Source organism: Tabrizicola sp., assembly GCF_051645465.1.
In the GTDB taxonomy this organism is placed as follows: Bacteria; Pseudomonadota; Alphaproteobacteria; order Rhodobacterales; family Rhodobacteraceae; genus Tabrizicola.
The window spans coordinates 1-5,361 of the sequence record NZ_JBOFBI010000171.1 but is presented as its reverse complement, the minus strand read 5'-3'; the positions used below and the strand labels follow the sequence as shown (position 1 = coordinate 5,361).

Annotated in this window: 5 protein-coding genes; 4 read left to right on the top strand and 1 reads right to left on the bottom strand. The window is 64.5% G+C overall.

Annotated elements, in window-relative coordinates:
• Nucleotides 1–286: cyclase family protein (locus ACRCSW_RS11090; protein ID WP_438705061.1), on the bottom strand; the 286-nt coding region annotated here is incomplete at its 3' end.
• A 99-nt stretch (nt 287–385) separates the two neighbouring features.
• Here ACRCSW_RS11090 and ACRCSW_RS11085 point away from each other — a divergent pair.
• The 4 genes from ACRCSW_RS11085 to ACRCSW_RS11070 form a co-directional block, all read left to right on the top strand.
• On the top strand, nt 386–1,948 hold the full coding sequence (locus ACRCSW_RS11085) for a phytoene desaturase family protein (RefSeq protein WP_438705059.1): 1,563 nt from the start codon (nt 386–388) through the stop codon (nt 1,946–1,948).
• 20 nt (nt 1,949–1,968) lie between these two features.
• Entirely contained in the window at nt 1,969–3,489 is a 1,521-nt protein-coding gene (locus ACRCSW_RS11080; RefSeq protein ID WP_438705058.1) for an ABC transporter substrate-binding protein, read from the top strand.
• Nucleotides 3,490–3,579: 90 nt separating this feature from the next.
• Nucleotides 3,580–4,590, top strand: a complete 1,011-nt coding sequence (locus ACRCSW_RS11075; protein ID WP_438705057.1) for an ABC transporter permease — start codon at nt 3,580–3,582, stop codon at nt 4,588–4,590.
• Nucleotides 4,583–5,361: ABC transporter permease (locus tag ACRCSW_RS11070; RefSeq protein ID WP_438705056.1), on the top strand; the 779-nt coding region annotated here is incomplete at its 3' end. The genes ACRCSW_RS11075 and ACRCSW_RS11070, both read left to right, overlap by 8 nt.

The window sequence follows — 5,361 nt, the reverse complement described above, 5'->3', positions numbered from 1 at the left end:
CGGTGTAACCGTCGGCATAGTCCTTGCCGGTGATCCAGTGGTGGGGCGCGTCGAAATGGGTGCCCGAATGCTCGCCCAGCTCCAGCCAGTTCCAGGCCCAGAACGGGCCGTCCTTGTCGTATTCGCTGATCCGGTGGATCTTGATCGGCGGGGTGTCCTTGGCGAAATCCGGGGGCAGTTTCAAGAGCGGCGTTTCGGGGCCAAGGACGCCCGAGCAATCCACGACTTCGACCCCGCCTGAAGCAAGCAGTCCCGCCAGTTCCGTCAGCACATGCGCCGTTGCCATCTTCCCTCTCCCTGAATGGGGCGCCTCCCGCCCTTATGGAATCAGACTAGACATAGTTACATGCAAATGCAAACATCGCCGCGTCGTGAGGAGGGGGCGATGGGGGTGGAGTTTGACGCCGTCTGCATCGGCGCGGGGCACAATGCGCTCGCGGCAGCGGTGCATCTGTCGGCGCGCGGCAAGCGGGTTGCCGTCTTCGAACAGGCCCCGGTCGCGGGCGGCGCGGTGAAGAGCGGGGAGTACACGCTTCCGGGTTTCCGCCACGACTGGGCCGCGATGAACCTGTCGCTTTTCGCGGGATCCCCATTTTTCAAGGCGTATGGGGCAGAACTTGCGCAGCATGGCGCGGAGTTCGTGCCGGTTTCCCGCCCTTTCGCAACGGCATTTGCCGATGGCCGCTTCTGCGGAGTTTCGACCGATCTTGCCGAAACCACGGCGAACATCGCCCGCTATTCGGCGAAGGATGCGGAGACCTGGAAGACACTCGTCGCGGGCTTTGGTGCGGAGGCCCCGCATCTCTTCGGGCTTCTCGGCTGCCCGATGCAGTTTCGTGCTTCTGCATATTTCATGTTTAAAACGCTCCGCGGGAAGGGCGTTTCCGGTACGCTGGACCTGGGCCGGTTCCTGATGCAATCGCCTCGCGACTGGCTCACACAGACCTTCGAGGCACCAGAGGTGCAGGCAATGCTTGGCGCCTGGGGGATGCATCTCGACTATGGCCCGGATGTCGCAGGCGGGGCGCTGTTTCCGTACCTGGAAGGTATGGCTGGTCAGGCCTTCGGGATGGCGATCGGCAAGGGCGGGGCGGATGTGATCGTGAAAGCCATGGTCGCCGCGATCCGGGCGCGGGGCGGGGTGGTGGAGACCGGCACTCCGGTCGCCCGCATCCTGCATGACGGAAAGGCGGCGCGCGGGGTGCAGCTGGCCGATGGGCGGGAGGTCACGGCCGCCCAGGTCATCGCCGGGATTGCGCCGGGTGCGTTGAACAGGCTGGCCGGAGTTCTGAGCCCCCGCTTCGACCGCGGCATGGCCGATTTCAAGCATGCCCCCGGCACGATGATGATCCACCTTGCCCTGAACGACCTGCCAGCCTGGCGCGACCCGGCGCTTGCGACCTACGCCTATGTCCACCTGGCCCCGAGCCTTGACCAGATGGCCCGCACCTATGCGCAGGCCCAGGCCGGGCTTCTGCCGGATGAGCCGATCCTTGTCGTGGGCCAGCCCACTGTCTTTGATCCCTCGCGGGCGCCCGAGGGGAACCATGTGCTTTGGGTCCAGGTCCGCATGGCGCCCGGCACCATCAGGGGCGATGCCAAGGGTGAGATCACGGCAACCGACTGGGCCGGGGCCGCCGACCCGTTCTCGGAACGCGCGCTGGCGATCCTCGAATCCTACGCGCCCGGCACCCGCGCCCGCATCCTCGCCCGCCGGGTCGTGCCGCCGTCCGAGCTTGAGGCGGACAACCCGAACCTCGTCGGCGGCGATCAGCTTTGCGGCTCGCACCATCTGGCGCAGCATTTCGTTTTCCGACCCGTCCGGGGCCATGCGGACGGGTCGACTCCGATCAAGAACCTCCACCTGACTGGGGCCGCCGTCTGGCCCGGTGCGGGCACGGGGGCGGGATCGGGTTACCTTCTGGCCCAAAGACTTGCCGGCAAATGACAACCAACAGGGACAAAACCATGCAACTCACACGCAGACATGTTCTGAAGACCGCCGCCGCCGGAACCGCGCTTGCCGCCGCCGGACTGCCCGCCCTTGCGCAAGACATCGACGAGCTGGTCATCGCCTACAACGTCAACCTGCCGTCCTGGGACCCGACCACCGGCCCTTCGGCGGTGAACCCCACGATCCAGGGCATCTACCAGTCGGTCTTCGACCAGTTCATCCTGCAGCAGCCGGACCTGAAACCCGCCCCGGGCCTTCTGACCGAATGGGGCTGGAACGAGGACCGGACCCAGATTTCCATGACCGTGCGCGAGGGTGTGACCTGGCATGACGGGTCGCCCTTCACCGCGGATGACGTGGCCTGGAGCCTTGCTCGCGCGGCCGACCCGGCGACGGGGAACCCTATCAACTTCATCTGGGGAACGCTTGCGAACCACCGGGTCGAGGGGAACAAGGTGATCGCGGATGTCAAAAGCTTCGATCCGACGATCTTCAAGTGGATGTACTTCCTGACCGGTTATGTCCTACCGAAGGCTTACTACGAGAAGGTGGGGCCCGAGGGTTTCGAGGCCGCCCCGATCGGCACCGGCCCCTACATGGTCGAGAAGTTCGAACGCAACGCCTTCGTGCGCCTGAAGGCAAACGAGGCTTACTGGGGCGGCGCGCCCGAGTTCAAGACGGTGACGATCAAGTTCGTGACCGATGCCGCGGCCCGCGTGGCCGAGGTGGAATCGGGTTCCTCCCACGTCACGCTGGAAATGCCCTATGAGGAATACGACCGCCTGAAAGGCACGCTGAACGGGGCTGCAGCGCCGATCTCGGACATCGGGATGATCTTCCTGAACGATATCGAGGTGATGACCGATCCGAACGTGCGGATGGCCGCCGCACATGCAATCGACAAGCAGGCGATCATCGACCGCTTGCTCTCGGGCTACGGCGTCAAGATCGACACGTTGCAGACCCCCGAGTACGACGCCTATGATGCATCAATCACGGTCGCCTACGACGAGGCGAAGGCGGTGGAGCTTCTGGCCGCTTCGGGCTTTGGCCCGGACAATCCGGTCAAATTCAAGATCCAGACTACGAAGGGCTTCAAGCCGAAGGACTACGAGATGGTCCAGGCCATTGTCGGCCTCTGGCGCAAGGTCGGGATCGAGGCCGAGATCGAGGTCTACGAGATCGCCAAGCACTACGAGCTTCGCGCCGCCGACACGCTGGCCCCGGCGGCGTTCTACAACTGGGGCAACTCGGTCGGCGACCCGACGACGTCGACCGGTTTCGCGATGTTTGGACCCTCGCCCCACAGCGTCTGGGATGGCGAGGACCTGATCGGACAGATCGGGCCATTGTGGGGTGAAGCGGATGAGGCGAAGCGGATCGAAGGCTGGAAAGCGGTGGACAAGTACATCGCCGAGAAGGCGCTGGTCATTCCGCTTCTGCAGTATGTCCAGCCGATCCTCGCGGCCAAGGGCGTGACCGTTATGCCGCACGCCTCTGGCGCGCTGCTGCCACATCTGATGAAACGGGCCTGAGAGACGGAGACCCCGGGGGGCCGTCTGCCCCCCGGACCCCCCGAGGATACTTGAACAAAGATGAAAGGGGCCCGGAGGGGGCAGCTTGGCTTGCGTCTACTGAGAACCTTCCTGTTTCGGCTTCTGACCACGGCAATAACCCTGATCGGGGTGGCGGTGATCGTCTTCGTCGTGATCCGTGTCGTGCCCGGCAATCCTATTGCGATGATGCTGCCCCCAGGCGCGACGGACGAAGACATCGCCCGGCTGACCTCGCAATACGGGCTCGACAAGTCGATACCTGAACAGTTCTTCATCTGGGCTTCGGGTGTGCTGCAGGGCGACTTCGGCACCTCGATCACCGCGCGCCAGCCGGTGCTTGACCTTGTCCTTGGCCGCCTGCCCGCCACGCTGGAGCTGTCGCTGATGGCGCTGGTGATCGCGGTTCTGATCGGCGGCTTCCTGGCCCTGACCGGCACGCGCGCGCGGGGCACGAAGGTCGAAGCCGGCATCGACATCGCCAACGGGATGGCGCTCTCGGTGCCCGATTTCCTCTGGGGCCTGATCCTGATCCTGCTTTTCGGCGTGCTGGTCCCGGTCTTCCACATCTCCGGCCGCGTCACGCCAAGCCTTGAGCTTCCGTTCACTACCAATTTCTACCTGATCGAAAGCGTCCTGCGCCTGCGCTTCGATCTTTGGGCCGATATCGTCAGCCACATGTTCATGCCTGCACTGGCCCTAGCGATCCCCCTCGCTGCCATCATTGCCCAGCTTCTGAAGCAGTCGCTGAAGGAGACCATGCACCTCGACTACGTCACACTGGCCCGCACAAAGGGCTATGGCGAGACCCGCGTCATCACCCGCGAGGCGTTGCCCAATGCGATCCTGCCGACGTTGACGCTGGTGGGGGTGCAATTCACGTTTCTTATCGGCGGCACGGTCATTATCGAACGATTGTTCAGCTACGAGGGCCTTGGCAACATGGCCATCGACGCGGTCATCAACCGTGACCTGCCGCTGATCCAGGGGATCGTGATCCTGTTCGCGGTGATCTTCACTGCCGTGAACCTTCTCGTCGACCTTTCCTACGCGCTTCTGAACCCCAGGCTTCGCCATGGCTGATGGCCGCACGCTTGTCCGCCGCCGGGCGGGGCTTCGGCTCTGGCTCTCCGCCGGTTGGCTTCTGGCGCTGGCACTGGCCGCACTCCTCGCCCCCTGGATCGCGCCGAAGGACCCACTGGCGCAGGACCTTTTCCTGGGCCGCATGCCGCCCTTCTGGATGGAAGGCGCCGAGCCTGGCTACTGGCTGGGCACCGACAGCCTGGGCCGAGATGTCCTTAGCCGCCTCCTCCACGGCGCCCGCATTGCGTTGATCGTCGCGCTCGTCGCGGGCAGCATCACCTGCATCATTGGTGCCACCCTAGGCCTGCTGGCGGGCTACCTGCGCGGTTGGGTCGATATCGTCATCTCGCGGCTGATCGATATCTGGATGGCCTTCCCGCCCGTCCTCTTCTCGATCCTCCTGATCGCCGTCCTGGGCCCCGGCCTCATGTCGATCATCATCGCCATCGTCGTCATCGACTGGACCCGCTTTGCCCGCGTCGTCCGGGCCGAGGCGATGGCGCAAGGGGCGATGGATTACGTCGCCTCGGCCCAGGTCGCCGGGCGCAGCCGGCTTTCCACGATGGTCACCGAAATCCTGCCCAATGTCCTGCCGACCATCGTGGTCCTCCTCACTCTGGAAATGGGCATCGCCGTCATCGTCGAGGCGATCCTTTCCTTCGTGAACCTCTCGATCTCGACCGACGATCCGACCTGGGGCGGCATGATCTCCGAAGGCCGTTCCTCGATCCATCAGGCCTGGTGGGTGCTGGTCTTCCCGCTGGTCGCGCT

What these genes read in the sequence shown, in the direction of transcription:
- ACRCSW_RS11085 (WP_438705059.1), top strand. Translation starts at nt 386, where the DNA reads ATGGGGGTGGAGTTTGACGCCGTCTGCATCGGCGCGGGGCACAATGCG.
- ACRCSW_RS11080 (WP_438705058.1), top strand. Translation starts at nt 1,969, where the DNA reads ATGCAACTCACACGCAGACATGTTCTGAAGACCGCCGCCGCCGGAACC.